Below are 17,095 nucleotides of genomic sequence, written 5' to 3' on the forward strand. Positions count from 1 at the left end.
CCGTGTACGAGGGCGAAATCGCCTCCGTGCTCGTCACCGAGCAGCAGATCCAGGACAAGATCACGGAGCTGTCGGCGCAGATCGCCGCCGACTATCCGGCCAACGGGCAGGGTGAACTCCTGCTGGTGGGTGTCCTGAAGGGCGCGGTCATGTTCATGACCGACTTCGCCCGTGCGCTGCCGCTGCCGACGCAGCTGGAATTCATGGCCGTCTCTTCCTACGGCTCGGCGACCTCGTCGTCCGGTGTCGTCCGCATCCTCAAAGACCTCGACCGCGACATCGCGGGCCGCGACGTGCTGATCGTCGAGGACATCGTCGACTCCGGCCTCACGCTCTCGTGGCTGCTGAAGAACCTGGCCAGCCGCAACCCGGCCTCGCTCGAGGTGGTTTCGCTGCTGCGCAAGCCGGACGCGATCAAGGTCGACGTCCCGGTGAAGTACATCGGCTTCGACATCCCGAACGAGTTCGTCGTCGGCTACGGCCTGGACTACGCCGAGCGCTACCGGGACCTGCCCTACATCGGGACGCTGGACCCGAAGGTCTACACCGCGTAGCGCACCGGCGGGGTTCACCGACCGTTCACCGCAATTACCGGTTTCGCGGAACCCCGGCGTCGCCGATCGCGTCATACGCTCTGATCACGTGCGTTAACCTATGCGAAGACATTGGCGTGCCCGCGGTGACCGGGTCGGGGGAACGGGAGAGAGTTCTGATGGCGAACAGCAGCGCTGCCGACGCGAACGCCTTCAAGGCGGCCGCCGCGGCGGGTCAGGTCGGGATCGACCCCGACGCCGCGCAGACCGTGCTGAACAAGATCCGCACCGGCAAGGACGCCGTCGAGGCCCTGCTCGGCGGGGCGGGCACGCTCGCCCAGCCGCCGAAGCTCGGGGACAACCCGGTCGGCAACGCGATGGCGGCGAAGTTCGTGCAGCGCGCGGACGGCGGGGGCGACTCGTACGCCGCCGCCCTGCAGAACCTGCTCGACCAGTACTCCGCCGCCGAAGAGGGCATCGTCACGGCGATGTCCCGGTACCACGAGATCGACCAGGCCGCGGCCGACCCGTTCCGCAACGCCTGAGCCCAGAGGGGGACTCGAAGTCATGGCTCCGAACCACAGCGACCAGCCGTCGACCACCGCTCCGGGCGCTACCGACCCGGGCTCGCTGGTCCCGCTCGGCGACAACGCGTCGGCGCAGAACATCGTCGCGGACGCCCGCGGCCGTTCCGACGGCTTCGACATGGGCAGCGACCGCGCGATCGCGAACCCGCCGAACTGGAACGCGCAGGCCAGCCAGGAGCTCTACAACGGCGCGGTCAACAACAACGACCCCGGCACGGCCGAGGCGACCGGGCAGGCCTGGTCGCACCACGGCAGCGAGCTGAAGCAGGCCTCCGACCACCTGTACAACGCGATCTCCGAACTGGGCAACGCCTGGGTCGGCCGCGGTGCCGCGGGTGCCCAGGGCGCGCTGGTGGCCATCGCCAACTCGGGCTCGCAGGCCTCCGAGGCCGCGCACACGATGTCGGACCGGCTCGCCCGGCAGGCCGCCGCGGCCGCCGAGGTCAAGAAGATGCCGGCTCCCAAGGACTACGACCCGAAGCAGTCGATGGCGGCCGCGCTCGCGGGCGGCCCGGCGGCGCTGGTCGCCGACCAGAAGGCCCAGGCCGACGCGGCCAACGACGTCAAGGCGCAGCAGGTCGCGTTCTTCAACGCCTACACCAAGTCGATGAGCGAGGTCGACAGCTCGACCCCGAGCTTCGGCCCGGAGTCCCTCGGCATGAAGCCGACGGGGTCGCACAACTCCATCTCGTTCAACGGGATCAGCAGCGTCGGCGCCACCGGCCCGGTCCAGGGTCTCGGCGGCGCGGGCAACGCGGTCTTCGCCTCGAGCGGCTCGGGCTTCGGCGGCCACGGCGGCGCGTTCGACGCGCAGCACGCGGCGTTCGGCCCGAACACGGCCCACGGCGGGGTCGCCGGGACCGGCGGCTTCGGCGGTCACGAAGCCGCGGCGGCGACCCTCGGCGGCGACGCGCCCGGCGGCACCGCTGCGGGAACCTCCGCCGGCACGACCACGGGCGCCGGCCAGGTCTCCGGCGCCGCGCAGTCCGGCGGCGGCAGCAACCCGCTCGGCAAGATCGGCATGGGCCTGGGGCTCGGCGGCGCCGCCGGCGGCCTCGGCGCGCTGGCCTCCCGCGCGCTGGGCAAGGGCAACCGGTCGGGCGCGAAGTCCGAGAACGAGACGTCCCTGGCGTCGGCGGACGGCCAGGCGCAGAGCGCCGCGTCGGCCCAGGCGCCGCAGCAGGGTCTCGTGTCGTCGGCGGGCACCATCGGCGGCCAGACCCCGCCGCCGCCCGGCATGGGCGGCATGGGCGGCGGGATGGCCCCGCACGGTGCGCAGGGCGAGCAGGACGAGGAGCACACGCACGCGTCGTTCCTCATCGAAGCGGACCCGGACGAGGCCTTCGGCGCCAACCAGGCGACCCCGCCGCCGGTCATCGGCGCGTGGTCCGAGGGCGACGAAGACCGCTGATCCTCATCGGGCCGGGCGCGCCACGCGCGTCCGGCCCGCTTTCTTCCCGGGTGATTCTCTTGGGGGTGGCTCGATGCCGAACGCTGAGCTGCTGACCCCGGCCGAGGTGGACTTCCTGTGGGAGTCCGCCGGGCTGGGTGAGCTGCCGTACCCGCTGCGCGTCCGCTCGCACGGCGACACCGCCGACGAGCGGTCCCTGCTGCGCCAGCGCACGCTGGAGGGGCTGGCGGCCCGGGGCCTCGCGGACGGCCGCGGCCGCCCCGAACCGCACGTCGAGGACTACTTCGGCGTGCTCGCCACCCCTGAACTGAGCTTGGACGCCGTCCAGCTGATCGCCCCGGACGCCGAGCCGCTGCTCGCGGTCGCCGGCGTGCTGGGCGGCCTGGGGCTGCTGGCCGTCCAGGACACCCGCGGCCTGCACCTGCAGCCGTGCCCGGTGGACGGCCTGGCGAGCGCGATCGTCTCCCTGCTGCCCGGCGCCCCGCGCGGCGCCGAGAAGTCCATCACCGTGCCGCTGGAGCAGCTGGTCGGCGCGCACGGCGTCGACTTCCTGCAACGCCGCGGCGACCCCGAAGACCGCACCAGCGCCGACGACGACCGCAAGGCCCTCGCCCGGCTGCACGCCCAGCCCCGCCTGCGCGGCGGCCAGATCGCGGCCAACGCCCGCACCCGCATGGGCGCGCGCAGCCGCACCCCGGTCCTGAGCTGGTTCGACACCGAGACGGGCCGCTACTTCACCCAGGCGACCCGAGGCCACGACGGCCGCGACTGGATCACGATCGCCCCGGCCGACGCGGCGACCCTGCGCCACCGGCTCGGCGAGATGCTCGCGGGCGCGACGGCGACCAGCACGGTCTGACACCGGCGGCGCCCACCACCCAGCCCCGCGGCCGGTCCGATCCGCACCCCGCACCTCGCACCCGGCGGCGGGCCGCTCGGCAGCGACGGCCGGGTCACCGAGCCCGCGCGGCGGCGGCACCGGTCCGGCTCGTGACCGTCCGCGCGCAGCCTGGCGAGCCCGCGATTGGCTGATTCCGGACACCGGTTCGGCTCGTGACCGTCCGCGCGCCGCCTCGCGAGCCGGCGATTGGCTGATTCCGGACACCGGTTCGGCTCGTGACCGTCCGCGTGCAGCCTCGCGAGCCGGCGACTGGCTGATTCCGGACTCCGGTCCCGCACCACCGCTGCCAAGCTGAGGTAGGCGCGCGAGCCATCCACCGGCCGGACCCGGGCGAGCGGCAACCAGCCGCGACCGGCGTCCAGAGCTGCGCAGCCTTCAGCGGCCGTTCGATGCCTTCGCCGGCGCTGCAGCGGCGCCGGACAGGGCGCCACGCGAGCCGCTCGCAGCCTGACCAGTCCGGCGGAGGTGGCCGGAGCGTCGGCGCCGTCGGGGTCGGCGCACGAGCCCCCGGCGCCCACCCCGCGTGCCCGCGAGTGGCTGATTCCGGACACGGTGAACACGGGTCCCACACGTTCTCTGCCAAGATCGGCTCCGGGTTCTCCGAGCGTGCCCAGCCGGCAACCGGGAACGGTCCCGTTCTGTCGGTGGTGCGGGCTACGCTGAGCGAGAATCCGATCCGGGAGAGTAGTGATGCAAGAGTTCTTCTCGCCGCTGGCGTTCGACTTCCTGTGGGAGTCGGCGCGGGTCGGTGAGCTGCCTTACCCGTTGCAGGTCCGGTCGCACGGCGCGACCGAGGACGAGCGGGTCTCGCTGCGCCACCGCACCGACGTCGAGCTGAAGGCGCGCGGCATCCGCGAGCCGCGGGGCCGGCTGGCGCCACCGATCGAAGACGCGCTGGAGCTGCTGGCCTTCGCGCCCCTGACCATCGACGCCCTGCACATCCCGCAGTTCGAGGCCCCCACGGTCGGGGTGCTGGCGGCGGCCGACGACACCAAGGGCGTGCTCGCGGTCCAAGACGCCGACGGCATCTGGCTGCGGGATATCCCGAAGGACGGGCTGGTCTCCGCCGTCATCGGCGTGCTGCCCGCCGGGCCGCGCGGGACCGAGGCCTCCGTCACGCTCCCACTGGACGACGCCCTGCGCACGGCCCCGATCCGGGTGCCCGTGTCCCTGCCGTCGGCCCCGGGTGAGGAAGAAGGCAGGGGCAAGCGGCGGACGCCGCTGAGCGAGCGGGTCGTCGCCGACCCGCGCGAAGCCTACGGCCGGCTCGCGGGGCAGCCGCGGATGCGCGGCGGTCAGCTGGCAGCGAACAGCCGGTCCCAGGTCGGGGCCAAGCAGCGGTCCCGGGTGCTGGCCTGGTTCGACACCGCCACCGGGCGCTACCTCAGCCTCTCCCGCGCAGGTACGGACGGTCGGGAGTGGGTCACGGTGGCCCCGGCGGACCCGGCGACACTGCGCACCCGGCTGGGCGAGATGGTGAGCAGTGTGTCGGACGGCACGCGCTAGCGTGACGAGGGTGTGGACCGAACGGGAACCAGGACGCGGTATCGCCCGTTGACCTGCGAGAGGCTCACAGGGGATGAACGCGGCAGCGGACGGTACCCTGTTGGGACGGGTGTCCAGGCACCATGGGTTGTCAAGATCGTGATGGCGGGTATCACAGGAGCCGCCCAACCAGGGAGGGTCGAGGCCACCAGGGCCGAGTCGTATGAACCGGAAGAGCGTGCTCAGGAACCCACTGCTGTGGATCGTCGCGGGGTTGCTGGCGTTGTTCGCGTACAACACGATCTTCGACAGCGATCGTGGGTACACCCAAGCACCCATCTCGGTGGCGAACTCCCAGATCACCACGAACAACGTCAAGGAAGCGAGCCTCGAGGACAAGGAGCAGCAGGTCAAACTCCTGCTGAACAAGCCTGTCGACGTCGATGGCCAGCAGACCACCCAGCTCATCGCGCAGTACCCGGCCAACGCGTCGCTTGAGATCTACGACAAGCTGCTGGCCGCGAAGAACGGCGATGGCGGGGTCAAGTTCACCACCAAGGTCACCCAGCAGGGTGTGCTGACCCAGATCCTCATCTTCGCCATCCCGCTGGCCCTCGTGCTGGGCCTGCTGATGTGGATGATGAACAACGCCCAGGGCGGCGGCAACCGCGTCCTCAACTTCGGCAAGTCCAAGGCCAAGCAGCTGAACAAGGACATGCCCAAGACGACCTTCGGGGACGTCGCGGGCGCCGACGAGGCCGTCGAAGAGCTGTACGAGATCAAGGACTTCCTGCAGAACCCGGCGCGATATCAAGCGCTCGGCGCGAAGATCCCGAAGGGCGTCCTGCTCTACGGGCCGCCCGGTACCGGCAAGACGCTGCTCGCGCGAGCTGTCGCGGGCGAAGCGGGCGTGCCGTTCTACACGATCTCGGGCTCGGACTTCGTCGAGATGTTCGTCGGTGTCGGCGCCTCCCGTGTGCGTGACCTGTTCGAACAGGCCAAGCAGAACGCGCCCTGCATCATCTTCGTGGACGAGATCGACGCGGTCGGCCGCCAGCGCGGCGCCGGCCTCGGCGGCGGCCACGACGAGCGCGAGCAGACGCTGAACCAGCTGCTCGTCGAGATGGACGGCTTCGACGCCCGCGGCGGCATCATCCTGATCGCGGCCACCAACCGGCCCGACATCCTCGACCCCGCGCTGCTGCGCCCGGGCCGCTTCGACCGGCAGATCCCGGTCTCCGCGCCCGACATGCGGGGCCGTCGCGCGATCCTCGAGGTGCACTCCAAGGGCAAGCCGATCGCGCAGGGCACCGACATGGGCAGCCTGGCCAAGCGGACCGTCGGCATGTCCGGCGCCGACCTGGCGAACGTGCTGAACGAGGCCGCACTGCTCACCGCCCGCAAGAACGGGCACGTGATCAGCGACGTCGAGCTCGAGGAGTCCGTCGACCGCGTCGTCGGTGGCCCAGCCCGCAAGAGCCGGATCATCTCCGAGAAGGAGAAGAAGATCACGGCTTACCACGAGGGCGGGCACGCGCTCGCCGCGTGGGCGATGCCGGACATCGAACCGGTCTACAAGCTGACCATCCTGCCGCGCGGCCGCACGGGCGGGCACGCGCTGCTCGTCCCGGAGGACGACAAGGACCTGATGACCCGCTCCGAGATGATCGGGCGGCTGGTCTTCGCGATGGGTGGCCGCACGGCGGAGGAACTCGTCTTCCACGAGCCCACCACCGGCGCGTCCTCGGACATCGAGCAGGCGACGAAGATCGCCCGCGCGATGGTCACCGAGTACGGCATGAGCGCTCGCTTGGGCGCGGTCAAGTACGGCCAGGAGCAGGGTGACCCGTTCCTGGGCCGCTCGGCCGGCCGGCAGGCGGACTACTCGCTCGAGGTGGCGCACGAGATCGACGAGGAGGTGCGCAAGCTCATCGAGACCGCGCACACCGAGGCGTGGCACGTGCTCAACACCTACCGCGACGTGCTCGACGAGCTGGTCATCGAACTCCTCGAGAAGGAGACGCTGACCCGCAAGGACCTCGAGCGGATCTTCGCCACGGTCGAGAAGCGCCCGCACATCACCGTGTTCAACGAGTTCGGTGAGCGGACGCCGTCCGACAAGCCGCCCATCAAGACCCCGGGCGAGCTGGCGATCGAGCGCGGCGAGCCGTGGCCCCCGCCGGAGAAGGAGAAGCCGGTCCTGAAGCCGGAGCCGACCCCCGTCGGCACCGCCCAGGGCGCGGGTGACCTGCCCGGTGGCCCGCCGTACCCGGCCTCGGCGCCGGACCCGAACGCCAACCCGTACGCCCCGCCGCAGCCGGGCTCCTACCCGAACGGCGGCCGGCCCAACGGCGGCCCGAACGGCACGTCGCACTGGCCGCAGAACTACGGCGCCCAGCCCGGCGGCGGCTACCAGGGCGGCCCGGCGGGCCAGAGTGGCCCGCCGAACTACGGTGCCCCTCCGGGCTGGACCCCCGCGACGTCCCCCGGCGGCCAGCCGGGCCAGTCGTGGCGTCCCGGTGGCGAAGAACGCTCTCGCGAGCACGGCTGGTTCGCCGACCAAGCGGGCGGCGGCAACCAGCAGAGCGAGGGGGAGCGTCGTGACGTGGATGGACCAGAAAAGCCCCAGTGACGCCGGCCGCCCGGTCTTCGACCAAGACCGGGCGGAGAAGGCGATCCACGAGCTTTTGCTGGCCTGCGGCGAAAACCCGGACCGGGACGGCCTGAAGGACACCCCGGCCCGGGTCGCCCGCGCGTACAAGGAGATGTTCGCCGGCCTGTACACCGAGCCCGACTCGGTGCTGGACAAGACGTTCGACGAGTCCCACGAAGAACTGGTGCTCGTCACGGACATCCCGATGTACAGCCAATGTGAACACCACCTGGTGCCCTTCCACGGCGTCGCGCACGTCGGGTACATCCCGAACGCGGGCGGCAAAGTCACCGGGCTCTCCAAACTCGCCCGGCTCGTAGACCTCTACGCCAAGCGCCCGCAGGTCCAGGAACGCCTGACCTCGCAGGTCGCCGACGCTCTGGTCCGCAAGCTCGAGCCGCGGGGCGTCATCGTCGTGATCGAGGCCGAGCACCTCTGCATGGCCATGCGCGGCATCCGGAAGCCCGGCGCCCGCACGACCACCTCGGCCGTGCGGGGGCTGCTCAAGACCTCCGCTTCGTCACGGGCGGAGGCGCTCGACCTCATCAAGGCGCGTCGGTGAGCAGGAACCTGCCCGCGCCCGGGCGGTGTGTCGTGATGGGCGTGCTGAACGTGACGCCGGATTCCTTTTCGGACGGTGGCCGCTACCTCGACGTCGATCAGGCGCTGGAGCACGCCCGGGCGATGTGGACCCGGGGTGCCGACCTGATCGACGTCGGCGGGGAGTCGACGCGGCCCGGGGCGCTGCGGGTGGACGCCGAGACCGAGCTGGCGCGGGTGCTGCCCGTGATCCGGGCGCTCGCCGGTGAGGGTGTCGCGGTTTCGGTCGACACCACGCGGGCCGCGGTTGCCGCCGCGGCGCTCGAGGCCGGGGCGCACGTCGTCAACGACGTCTCGGGTGGGCTGGCCGATCCGGACATGGCGCGGGTCGTGGCCGAGTCCGGGGCTCCGTGGGTGCTGATGCACTGGCGGGGCCACAGCGAGGACATGCAGGCCCTCGCGAAATACGAAGACGTCGTCGCCGAAGTCCGGTCCGAGCTGCTGTCCCGGGTGGACGACGCGCTCGCGGCCGGGGTGGCCGAGAGCGCTATCGTGCTGGATCCCGGGCTCGGCTTCGCGAAGAACGCCGAGCACGACTGGGCGTTGCTGCGGGGGCTGGACTCGCTGCTCTCGTTGGGTTTCCCGGTGCTCGTCGGCGCTTCGCGCAAACGGTTCCTCGGCCGGCTGCTGTCCGAAAAGGACGGTACGCCGCGGCCGCCGGACGGCCGGGAGGACGCGACCGCCGCCGTTTCGGCGCTGGCCGCGGCCGCCGGGGCCTGGGGTGTGCGGGTGCACGAGGTCGGGGCGTCGTTGGACGCGGTCACCGTGGCCGCGGCGTGGTGGAAGGGTTCTCCGGATGTCTGACCGGATCACGTTGACCGGCTTGCGCGTGTTCGGCCACCACGGTGTGTTCGAGCACGAGAAGCGGGACGGCCAGGAGTTCGTCATCGACATCACGGTGTGGCTCGACCTCGGGCCGGCCGCCGCGTCGGACGACCTGACCAAGACCCTGCACTACGGCGAGCTGGCGGAGCTGGCCGCCGGGATCGTCGCCGGGGAGCCGTACGACCTGATCGAGAAGGTCGCCGGCACGATCGCCGACGCGGTCATGCGCGACGAGCGGCCGGCCGCGGTCGAGGTGACCGTCCACAAGCCGTCGGCGCCGATCCCGCTGACCTTCGACGACGTCGCCGTCACGGTCCGGCGCGACCGATGAGCCGGGCGGTCCTCTCGCTCGGGTCCAACCTCGGCGACCGGCTCGGCTTCCTGCGGCTCGCGCTGGACGCCGTCCGGCCCGCGCTGGTCGCGGTGTCGAGTGTGTACGAGACCAAGGCCTGGGGCGTCGAGGACCAGCCGGACTTCCTCAACGCCGTCTGCGTCGTCGACGACCCGGGCCGTGACCACTGGGCGTGGCTGCGCACCGGCCAAGCCGCCGAGCAGGCGGCCGGGCGGGTGCGCGAGCTGCGGTGGGGGCCGCGGACGCTGGACGTCGACGTCGTCACGGTGGACGGCGTCACCTCCGCGGACCCGGAGCTGCTGCTGCCGCACCCGGGTACGCCGGAGCGGGCGAGCGTGCTGGTCCCGTGGCTGGAGATCGAGCCGGACGCGGTCCTGCCCGGCCACGGCCCGCTGGCCACGCTGCTGGCCGCGCGCCCGGCGTCGGACGTCGAGTCGGTCCGCCGGACCGATCTCGACCTGAAGGCATAAAGATCGGTGAGCCGGGGGCGTCCGTTACCCGACGCCCCCGGTTCGTCGCCGAACTGCCGTTCCGGTGCGGTCAGCCGCGCAGAGCGGCGATCATGAACCGCACCGCGGGCTGGGCCGTCGGGACCGGCGGCCAGCCGTTGATGGTCGCCAGCAGCTGCCAGTAGCGCTCGGCCCGCGGGTCGCCGCTCGCGGCGAAGCGGTCCGCCATCTCGGCGCGGAACCCCGGGGACGCCGGGTCCTGGCCGGCGCGGGCGGTGGCCGTCGCGATGTCGGCCGCAAGCGTTTGCCCCGTCTCCGACGTCGGTGCTTCCCCGGCCGCCAGCGCCGTTTCGGCGCGCGAGACCCAGCTCGGCCAGTGCTGCTGCCAGGCGTCGGCGGGCGGGTGGAACTCGCCGTCCGCGATCTGCCGGGCCTGCGTTTCGCTCATCGCGCGGATCAAGGTCCGGAACGCCGGGTCCTGGACGAGCTCGGCGAACTCGATCCAGGCCTCCAGCTGCTCGGGCGACGGGTCGTCCGGCAGGTCGGGCTTCCCGGCGCGCATCCGCTCGTAGAACTGCGGATCGATCTCCAGCCCCGAGACCATCTCGTCCCAGAACTCGTCGACCAGCCGCTTGCGCTCCTCGTCGGACATCGACGCGAGACGGTTCATCAGGTTCACTTCCTCCAGCTCGGAATCACGCTTGGCCACCGCGCGCAGCACCGCCCGGCGCAGCCGCAGCCGCCGGATCTGCTCGTCGAGCGCCTCGACGTGCCGGTTCGCCAGCTCGCCGACCGTCGTGGAACGCGACAGGGCGGCTTCGACGTCGGCGAGCCCGAGGCCGAGCTCGCGCAGGGTGCGGACCAGCTCCAGCCGGGCCATGGCCGTGGCGTCGTAGAGCCGGTAGCCGGCGTCCGTCCGGTCGGTCGGGGGCAGCAGGCCCTCGTCCGAGTAGAACCGGATGGTCTTGACCGGCAGGCCCGTGCGCCTGGCCAGCTCGCCGATGGTGAAGATCGCGGTGGTACCCACAAGACGCATGGTGATGTCTCCAGTCGGTGGAGAGTCAAGGCTATGCGCGGGTCCGGGTGCGCGGAGGCGAGCCCCGGTACGGTTGGGACATGCACTTCACCCGGCCCCGGGACCTGGTGGTGGCCGGGGTACTCGGCCTGGTCCTCGGCTATCTGCTCTTCCAGGCGGCCTACGGCTCGCTGCCCCAGCTGCCGACGCTCGCCGGCGTCACGTTCGCGGTGCTCGCCGTGATCGAGGCCGTGCTCGCGTTCGTCGTTCGGTCCCGGATCAAGGGCGGCCGGGTCGTTGCCGCGATCGGGATCGCCCGATCGGTGGCCTTGGCGAAGGCTTCGTCACTCGCCGGCGCGTTCATGACGGGCGCTTGGCTGGCGGCGTTCGCCTACCTTTTTCCCCGACGTGACGAACTCGTCGCCGCGGTTCTCGACACCCGGGCCGCGGTGGTCGGTGTGGTTTCCGCGGCACTGCTGGTAGCAGCGGGTTTGTGGCTCGAACACTGCTGCCGGACCCCCCGCGACCAAGAGCGGGAGCGGACCCGCGGGACGACCGGTTAGCGCGCGAATCCCACCGCTCGCTGGACCGAGTAGGTCTCGTTCGGATTACGAGCAGGTACGGTGTCAGTCATGACCGGCGTGGGTGACGACTCGCGCGGCCGCCTTCTGGGTAGGCCGTGGCTTGTTGTCGGATTCGTCCTCGCCATCGGAGCCACCCTCGCACTGGTGCTCAGCAACGATCTCAAGTACCTCAGACTCGGGATCGTCGCCGCCCTCTGGGCTGCCCTGATCGGCGCGTTCCTCGCCGTGAAGTACCGCAAGCACGCGGCACAGAGCGAGGACGCGGTCTCCGAGGCGCAGGCTGTGTACGAGTTGGAGCTGGAACGCGAGATCGCGGCCCGGCGGGAGTACGAACTGGAGGTGGAGGCGGAGAACCGCACGGCGTCCGACTCCCGCGGCCGCGAGGAGCTGGAGGCGCTGCGCGTCGAAGTCTCCGCGCTGCGCGACAGCCTCCAGTCGCTGTTCGGCGGTGAGGTGCTGCTCGAACGCGTCGCGCTGACCGCGCAGGCGACTCGCATGCGCAAGCTGTCCGACGACAACCGGATGATCCCCGACGGCGCGCCGAAGAAGCGGCCGGCCCAGCTGATGGCCGCGAAGAAGCCGATGCCCGAAGGCGGCGAACGGCCGACCGAGCTGATCGACCGCGTGCTCGACGAGCGCCGCCGCAAGGCGTCGAACGGCAAGCCCGCGAACGGCAAGGGCCCCGGCGGCAAGGGCAAGGGTTTCGGCGGCGGCAAGCCCGCCAACGTCAACGCGCAGAGCACCCAGCAGATCGCCCGGCCGAAGCCGCTGAGCGAACGCCGTCCGCCCGTGCCCGAGGTCGACCCGGCCCTGAACGCCGCGCAGCGCGAGCTGAAGGCCGCCGAGCTGCGTGCCGAAGCGGCCCGCCGCCAGGCCGAATCGCAGCCGATGCGCCTCCCGGACCCGGCCGAGGTCGCGAAGCAGCCCGAGCGCCGTCCCGAAGCCCCCGCCGAGCCGACGCGCCGCGATGTGGCGCGGCCCGCCGACCCCAAGACCGAGATCCGCCGCCCGGATCCGAAGACGGAGATCCGCCGTCCCGAGCCGCCGCCCGCGCGCCGCGCGGAGATCTCGCGCTCGGAGATGCGTCCCGTCGAGATGTCGCGCCCCGACATCCCCCGGGTGGAGATGTCGCGTCCGGACATCCCGCGTGTCGAGATGTCGCGCCCCGACATCCCCCGGGTGGAGATGTCGCGTCCGGACATCCCGCGTGTCGAGATGTCGCGTCCCGACCTGCCCCGCGTCGAGCGCCAACGGCCCGTCGAGCGGCCCGCTGAGCGGTCGCGCCAGGAGATGCGGCCCGCCGAGATGTCGCGCCCCGACATCCCGCGTGTCGAGATGTCCCGCTCGGACCTGCCCCGCGTCCCCCCGCCGAACGGTGCCCGCCCCGACCCGAGGAAGGCTCCCGAGCCGCCCGCGCGCCCGCCGCAGGGCCGTCCGGCGGCCAGCGTGCCGCCGCCGAAGCCGTCCGAGATGTCGCGGTCGGACATCCGGCCGGTCGAGCGCCCGGTGGCCGACCTGAGCGCGGCGTTCCAGAACCGCGACGACTTCGCCGAGCGGCAGCGGCCCAACCGGCCGAAGCCGCCGGAGCCGAAGCCCGCCGACCGCAAGCCGCCGATGCCGCGGGACGCCGCGGGATCGCGGACCGACCTGCCGCCCGTGTCGCGGCGGGATCCGTCCGGCTCGCGGACCGACCTGCCGGCCGTGCCGCGCCGCGACCCCGCCGGGTCGCGGACCGACCTGCCGGCCGTGTCCCGGCGCGACCCCGCCGGGTCGCGGACCGATCTCCCGGTCGTCCCGATGACGATGCCGGTGCCGAGCGCCGGCCCGCCGTCGCGGACCAACCTGCCGCCGGTCGTGCCGCCGACCACGCCGGTGCCGGCCGCCGACGGCCGCCGTCCGTCGCGCCTCGAGCAGTTCTCGCGGGCCGACATGTCGCCGATCCTCGACGAGCCGCCGTCCCGGCACGGTTCGCACCGCGCCCCCGCGGACGCCGCGCAGGCCGACGCGCCGGTGAACCCGACGCTGCCGGAGTCGGTGCGCAACTTCCAGGGCCGCCCCGCCGGCGGCCGGCGCCGGAAGCCGGACGACTCGCAGGAGATGCCCGCCGTGGCCCCGCCACCGCCCGAGCCCTCGGGTGGCCGTCGCCGTCGTCCGGACGGCGAACCGCCGGCCTGGGAAGGCATGGTCGCCGAGCGGGCGTCCATGTCGCGCCGCAACATGACGCCGGTCGACCCGGCCGAACTCGAGCGCAACGGCAACGGGCACCACGGCAACGGCCAGAACGGGCACAGCAACGGCAACGGCCAGGCCAACGGCAACGGTCAGGCCAACGGCAACGGCCGTCGCTCCGGTGAGACGCCGGGCAGCGGGTCCCACAACACCGGCCGGTCGGTCAGCGAGCTGCTGGCGGCGAACGGCGGCACCGGCTCGACGCCGCGCCGCAGGCGGCGCGCCGAGGACTGAGGTCTTGCCCGGAGCGCGCGGCCGGGCGAGGGCCGACCTGGCCGCGCCCGGCGTCACCCGGGGTTCGCATTCCGGTCCGTGTCCGGTCTGCGTAGGGTGACCGGCTGTGAGCGGAACCCTCTCGCCCGCGACGGGACTCGATCGCGGACGGCGGCCTCGACGGATCACCGTGCTGCTGCCGGTGCTCGGGCTGATCGTCGTCGCCCTGTGCGGCCTGTTCCTGTTCGGCCTGGCGACGGCCCGGGTCGGCCCGCTGGCCGTCACCATCGGTGTCCTGGCCGCCCTGGTGCCGGTCGCCGGGGTGGTGGCGGGCTTCCTGTGGGTCGACCGCTGGGAGCCCGAGCCGGCGAAGTTCCTGCTGCTCGCGTTCGCCTGGGGCGCCTGCATCGCGACGATCACCGCGCTGCTCATCAACACCACCGCGGAAGCGGTCGGTGACGAGCTGCTCGGCAAGGGCAGCGGCAACACCGTCGCCGCGCTGGTGTCCGCGCCCGTGGTCGAGGAAGCCGCGAAGGCGCTCTTCGTGGTCCTCATCCTGTGGCGCCGCCGCAGCGAGTTCGACGGCGTCGTGGACGGCGTCGTCTACGCCGGGTTCAGCGCGGCCGGGTTCGCGTTCACCGAGAACATCTACTACTTCGGTCGTGCCTTTTACGACTACGGCTTCGGCGACGGGCACAGCCAGGGCGTCATCACGGCGTTCTTCCTGCGCGGTGTCCTCGCGCCGTTCACGCACCCGCTGTTCGCGGTGCTCACCGGCATCGGGATCGGCATCGCCGCCCGGACGACGACCAAGGCGCTGCGGATCATCGCGCCGGTCGCCGGTTACCTGGCCGCGGTCTGCCTGCACGCGCTGTGGAACAGCGCCGCGCTGCTCGGCGGGTCGAAGTTCCTGACCGTGTACTTCCTGATCATGCTGCCGTTGTTCCTGGGCGTGGTCTACCTGGTCGTCCTGCAGCGACGCCGGGAGCAGCGGATCATCGAAGCCGCTCTGCCGCACATGGCCGCGGCGCGGTGGATCGCGCCGTCGGAGGTCGAGCTGCTGGCCAGCCTGCCCGGCCGCCGCGCCTGGCGCCGCCAGGCGAAACGCCAGTCGGGCAAGCAGGCCGCCAAAGCCGTCGCCGTGTACCAGGCGAGTGTCACCGAGCTCGCGTTCCTGGACCGGCAGGAGATCCACACCGGCACCGACCGGCAGCGTCAGCAGGAGCTGCTGCGCACGCTGAAGGCGGCCCGGGCGGAAGCCACCCGGCTCGCCCGGGAAGCGCCGCACGGGTGAACCGGTCCGGGTGAAGCTTGTCACCCGGGCTCAACGGTCCGCGCTCAGCCGAGTTAGTCTCGCGCCGTCGTCCGGTACCCGGAGCGGGACTGGAACGAGAGCAGAGGGAGTCTGCGAACCATGAGCGTCCACAGGCGCACGCCATGATGCGACCCGCTCGCCTCGCGGTCGGGGTCGTTTCCGCCGGCCGGGTGGGCAGTGTGCTCGGTGCCGCCCTGGCCCGGGCGGGACACACGGTGGTCGCCGCGTCCGGTCTGTCCGCCGCGTCGCTGGCCCGCGCCGAACGCCTCCTCCCCGACGTGCCCCTCCTGCCGCCCGACGAAACCGTCCGCCGGGCGGACCTGGTGCTGCTCGCCCTCCCCGACGACGCTCTGGCCGGCATGGTCCGCGGCCTGGTCGCCACGGAGTCGCTGCGGCCGGGTCAGATCGTCGTGCACACGTCCGGCGCGCAGGGCATCGACGTCCTGGCGCCCGCGGCCGAGGCCGGGGCGCTCCCGCTGGCCCTGCACCCGGTGATGACGTTCACCGGCCGCGAGGAGGACCTCGAACGGCTGGCGGCGTGCAGCATCGGCGTCACAGCGGCGGCCGACGACGAAGCGGCGTGGAACGTCGGCGAGGCGCTGGCCGTCGAGATGGGCGCCGAGCCGGTGCGCATCCCCGACTCCGCGCGAGCGCTCTACCACGCTGCGTTGACCCACGGCGCGAACCACCTGATGACGCTGGTCGCGGACTGCGCGGAAGTCTTGCGCGAAGCGGGAATCGGGCATTCCGAGCGCCTGGTCGCACCACTGCTTTCGGCCGCGTTGGATAATGTTCTCCGACACGGCGACCGCGCGCTCACCGGCCCGGTCGCCCGTGGCGACATCGGCACCGTCCGCAAGCACCTCGAGGTGCTGGGGGACCGGGCGCCGGACGTCGCACCGGCCTACCGCGCGCTGGCCAAGCGCACGGCGGAGCGTTCCGTGGCCGCCGGGCTGCTCGACACCGCGGCCGCCAAGGAACTCACCGACCTCCTCGACGATCCCGCCGAAGGGCATCCAGACCAGTGACCACACCGAAATTCAGTCGCGGCACCCTGAACACCTTCGCCTCGCCCGAGCAGATGAGCCAGGTCAGCCGGGCCCTGCACGGCGTCGGGCGCAAGCTGGCGCTCGTGCCGACCATGGGCGCGCTGCACGCCGGGCACCGCGAGCTGATCCGCCGCGCGAAGCGGCTGCCGAACAACGTCGTGGCCACCTCGATCTTCGTGAACCCGCTGCAGTTCGGCGAGGGCGAGGACTTCGAGGCCTACCCGCGTCCGCTGGAGGCCGACCTGGCCGTGCTGGGCGAGGACGGCGTCGAAATCGCCTTCACCCCGGCCGCCGACGCGCTGTACGCCGAGGGCGCCGCGGTCACCGTGCACCCCGGTCCGCTCGGCGACGAGCTCGAAGGCCTCGTCCGGCCCGGCCACTTCGCCGGCGTGCTGACCGTCGTGGCGAAGCTGTTCAACCTGCTCCGTCCGGACTACGCGCTCTTCGGCGAAAAGGACTACCAGCAACTGGTCCTGATCAAGCGGATGGTGCGCGACCTGAACATCGGCACGCACGTGATCGGCGTGCCGACCGTGCGCGAACGCGACGGTCTCGCCCTGTCGTCGCGCAACGTCTACCTCACGCCTGAGCAGCGTGAAGACGCCATCGTCCTGTCGGCCGCCCTCACCGCGGGGGCGTTCGTCGGCCGGGACGGGGCGGACGCGGTCCTCGAGACCGCGTGGAAGACCCTCGCCGCGCGGCCCGCGGTCGAGGTGGATTACCTGGAGTTGAGGGGAACCGACCTCGGGCCCGCGCCCGTCGATGGTGAAGCACGACTGTTGATCGCGGCCCGGGTGGGGAGTACCCGGCTGATCGACAACGTCCCGGTGTTGCTCGGCGCTGCGGTGGAACACCCGGCGCACCCGGAGCGGCTGGACGCAGGGGAATAGGAGT

16 protein-coding genes are annotated in these 17,095 nt (G+C 72.3%); 15 read left to right on the forward strand and 1 reads right to left on the reverse strand.

The features are described from left to right. The first annotated feature begins 2 nt into the window (after positions 1-2). The 10 genes from hpt to folK all read left to right on the forward strand — a co-directional run bounded on the left by hpt (position 3) and on the right by folK (position 9,817). Complete coding sequence (hpt, locus tag OG494_RS40230; RefSeq protein WP_328447786.1) at positions 3-554, forward strand: hypoxanthine phosphoribosyltransferase; 552 nt, start codon at positions 3-5, stop codon at positions 552-554. A 158-nt stretch (positions 555-712) separates the two neighbouring features. Continuing rightward, positions 713-1,078: a hypothetical protein gene (locus OG494_RS40235; RefSeq protein WP_328447788.1), complete on the forward strand. Its 366-nt coding sequence runs from the start codon at positions 713-715 to the stop codon at positions 1,076-1,078. Between the two features lie 22 nt (positions 1,079-1,100). Next, positions 1,101-2,531, forward strand: coding sequence for a hypothetical protein (locus tag OG494_RS40240; protein ID WP_328447790.1), 1,431 nt, complete (start codon positions 1,101-1,103; stop codon positions 2,529-2,531). 73 nt (positions 2,532-2,604) lie between these two features. After that, positions 2,605-3,390 carry an ESX secretion-associated protein EspG gene (locus OG494_RS40245; protein ID WP_328447791.1) on the forward strand — a complete coding sequence of 262 codons (786 nt, stop codon included), beginning with the start codon at positions 2,605-2,607 and terminating at the stop codon, positions 3,388-3,390. A 729-nt stretch (positions 3,391-4,119) separates the two neighbouring features. After that, positions 4,120-4,938 (forward strand): ESX secretion-associated protein EspG, encoded by an 819-nt coding sequence (locus tag OG494_RS40250; RefSeq protein ID WP_328447792.1) that lies wholly within the window; start codon positions 4,120-4,122, stop codon positions 4,936-4,938. Between the two features lie 202 nt (positions 4,939-5,140). Then, entirely contained in the window at positions 5,141-7,549 is a 2,409-nt protein-coding gene (ftsH, locus tag OG494_RS40255) for an ATP-dependent zinc metalloprotease FtsH (protein ID WP_328447793.1), read from the forward strand. Then, on the forward strand, positions 7,527-8,132 hold the full coding sequence (gene folE, locus OG494_RS40260) for a GTP cyclohydrolase I FolE (protein WP_328447795.1): 606 nt from the start codon (positions 7,527-7,529) through the stop codon (positions 8,130-8,132). Before ftsH ends, folE begins: the two co-directional genes overlap by 23 nt. A gap of 35 nt (positions 8,133-8,167) precedes the next feature. Continuing rightward, on the forward strand, positions 8,168-8,974 hold the full coding sequence (folP, locus tag OG494_RS40265) for a dihydropteroate synthase (RefSeq protein ID WP_328459172.1): 807 nt from the start codon (positions 8,168-8,170) through the stop codon (positions 8,972-8,974). Next, a complete protein-coding gene (gene folB, locus OG494_RS40270; protein WP_328447797.1) occupies positions 8,967-9,326 on the forward strand; it encodes a dihydroneopterin aldolase in 360 nt (119 codons plus the stop codon). The genes folP and folB overlap by 8 nt, the downstream gene beginning before the upstream one ends. Continuing rightward, positions 9,323-9,817 carry a 2-amino-4-hydroxy-6-hydroxymethyldihydropteridine diphosphokinase gene (gene folK / locus OG494_RS40275; protein WP_328447799.1) on the forward strand — a complete coding sequence of 165 codons (495 nt, stop codon included), beginning with the start codon at positions 9,323-9,325 and terminating at the stop codon, positions 9,815-9,817. Before folB ends, folK begins: the two co-directional genes overlap by 4 nt. A 70-nt stretch (positions 9,818-9,887) precedes the next feature. On the opposite strand, the gene OG494_RS40280 is transcribed toward folK, so the two are convergent. After that, positions 9,888-10,823 (reverse strand): helix-turn-helix domain-containing protein, encoded by a 936-nt coding sequence (locus OG494_RS40280; RefSeq protein WP_328459173.1) that lies wholly within the window; start codon positions 10,821-10,823, stop codon positions 9,888-9,890. Between the two features lie 89 nt (positions 10,824-10,912). On the opposite strand from OG494_RS40280, the gene OG494_RS40285 reads away from it, so the two are divergent. The 5 genes from OG494_RS40285 (at position 10,913) to panC (ending at position 17,091) form a co-directional block, all read left to right on the forward strand. After that, entirely contained in the window at positions 10,913-11,374 is a 462-nt protein-coding gene (locus OG494_RS40285) for a DUF3180 domain-containing protein (RefSeq protein ID WP_328447800.1), read from the forward strand. Positions 11,375-11,443: 69 nt separating this feature from the next. Beyond that, positions 11,444-13,858, forward strand: coding sequence for a DUF6779 domain-containing protein (locus tag OG494_RS40290; protein WP_442874342.1), 2,415 nt, complete (start codon positions 11,444-11,446; stop codon positions 13,856-13,858). 169 nt (positions 13,859-14,027) lie between these two features. Then, positions 14,028-15,131, forward strand: a complete 1,104-nt coding sequence (locus tag OG494_RS40295; protein WP_328459174.1) for a PrsW family intramembrane metalloprotease — start codon at positions 14,028-14,030, stop codon at positions 15,129-15,131. 89 nt (positions 15,132-15,220) lie between these two features. Continuing rightward, positions 15,221-16,180 (forward strand): Rossmann-like and DUF2520 domain-containing protein, encoded by a 960-nt coding sequence (locus tag OG494_RS40300; protein ID WP_442874525.1) that lies wholly within the window; start codon positions 15,221-15,223, stop codon positions 16,178-16,180. Further along, positions 16,177-17,091 (forward strand): pantoate--beta-alanine ligase, encoded by a 915-nt coding sequence (gene panC / locus OG494_RS40305; protein ID WP_328447806.1) that lies wholly within the window; start codon positions 16,177-16,179, stop codon positions 17,089-17,091. The genes OG494_RS40300 and panC overlap by 4 nt, the downstream gene beginning before the upstream one ends. Positions 17,092-17,095 lie beyond the last annotated feature (4 nt).

This window comes from Amycolatopsis sp. NBC_00438, assembly GCF_036026695.1.
Taxonomy (GTDB): Bacteria; Actinomycetota; Actinomycetes; order Mycobacteriales; family Pseudonocardiaceae; genus Amycolatopsis.

Excerpts from the sequence above, each read along its gene's own strand:
- OG494_RS40290 (WP_442874342.1), top strand. The coding sequence starts at position 11,444 with ATGACCGGCGTGGGTGACGACTCGCGCGGCCGCCTTCTGGGTAGGCCG.
- ftsH (WP_328447793.1), top strand. The coding sequence starts at position 5,141 with ATGAACCGGAAGAGCGTGCTCAGGAACCCACTGCTGTGGATCGTCGCG.
- OG494_RS40235 (WP_328447788.1), top strand. The coding sequence starts at position 713 with ATGGCGAACAGCAGCGCTGCCGACGCGAACGCCTTCAAGGCGGCCGCC.
- OG494_RS40240 (WP_328447790.1), top strand. The coding sequence starts at position 1,101 with ATGGCTCCGAACCACAGCGACCAGCCGTCGACCACCGCTCCGGGCGCT.
- OG494_RS40245 (WP_328447791.1), top strand. The coding sequence starts at position 2,605 with ATGCCGAACGCTGAGCTGCTGACCCCGGCCGAGGTGGACTTCCTGTGG.
- folB (WP_328447797.1), top strand. The coding sequence starts at position 8,967 with ATGTCTGACCGGATCACGTTGACCGGCTTGCGCGTGTTCGGCCACCAC.
- OG494_RS40285 (WP_328447800.1), top strand. The coding sequence starts at position 10,913 with ATGCACTTCACCCGGCCCCGGGACCTGGTGGTGGCCGGGGTACTCGGC.
- folP (WP_328459172.1), top strand. The coding sequence starts at position 8,168 with ATGGGCGTGCTGAACGTGACGCCGGATTCCTTTTCGGACGGTGGCCGC.
- folK (WP_328447799.1), top strand. The coding sequence starts at position 9,323 with ATGAGCCGGGCGGTCCTCTCGCTCGGGTCCAACCTCGGCGACCGGCTC.
- folE (WP_328447795.1), top strand. The coding sequence starts at position 7,527 with ATGGACCAGAAAAGCCCCAGTGACGCCGGCCGCCCGGTCTTCGACCAA.